This is a genomic window from Vibrio sp. HENC-03 (assembly GCF_000305755.2).
GTDB lineage: Bacteria > Pseudomonadota > Gammaproteobacteria > Enterobacterales > Vibrionaceae > Vibrio > Vibrio owensii.
Genome location: NZ_JH976067.1, coordinates 2,539 through 3,260, shown reverse-complemented (window position 1 = coordinate 3,260; position 722 = coordinate 2,539). Strand labels below are relative to the sequence as shown.

The 722-nt window shown below is 47.8% G+C and carries 1 protein-coding gene; it reads right to left on the bottom strand.

Annotated features, from left to right (window positions below; all coding sequences use genetic code 11):
* Positions 1-697, bottom strand: a 697-nt coding sequence (locus VCHENC03_RS27975) for a zonular occludens toxin domain-containing protein (RefSeq protein WP_009705185.1), incomplete at its 3' end; no start/stop codon positions are given.
* Between the last annotated feature and the right edge of the window lie 25 nt (positions 698-722).

The following is a 722-nucleotide window of genomic DNA, read 5'->3' as shown; positions in this document are numbered from 1 at the left end:
GAACCGTTCCTATGTCATGATAAGTCCCATTCCCGCAACCAGTACCCGTACAGCCAGAACGACCAGCACCCACGACAGAATTATCCGAAGAAGTTTGCCCAGGGCTCGATTTACTTTGCGAAGACGAAACAGAACTTTGCTGCGAAGTTTGATGAGGCTGCGTTCCTTGCGAAGCTGCCGTCTCAGGATCAGAAAAAAGACCAATAAGCGCATAAATGACATACCCAAATGAAAGCACCATCAGTGCCATAGCTGCTAAGAATTTAGGATTCAGAAAGATGTTCTTCCCAAGTCCCGCTTTAGTGATTTGACCCGTAACGGTGGAGGCATAGAGTAGGTGAACATCAAGCGGAACTTTGAGGTTGTACACCACATCGTCTTTGCTTGGTTTGGTGACCGTTCTTGTTGGGTCATGTTCTAGGATTCGAGGTTTACGGTTGGAAAAGAAGATCCCATCTTTCCCTTTGTGTTGCTTGGCCAACTCAGCCACGCCTTTTAACTCTTTAGGGATTTGAGCAAAGTCGGGCGTGAGCAAGACAATGTCCCAGTTGTAATGCCGGTGCTCCATAAAGGCATTGTTGAAGTTCTCCGGATAGATGATTCGGCCTTGCTCGTCGAAACGTGTGCGTTGGCAATCGTCTATCTCGCCATTGTCCAAACTGGATGTATCAACCGTCAGCCAACGAGACTGAAACAACTCAGAGAATCCTTCGGGTAGATGC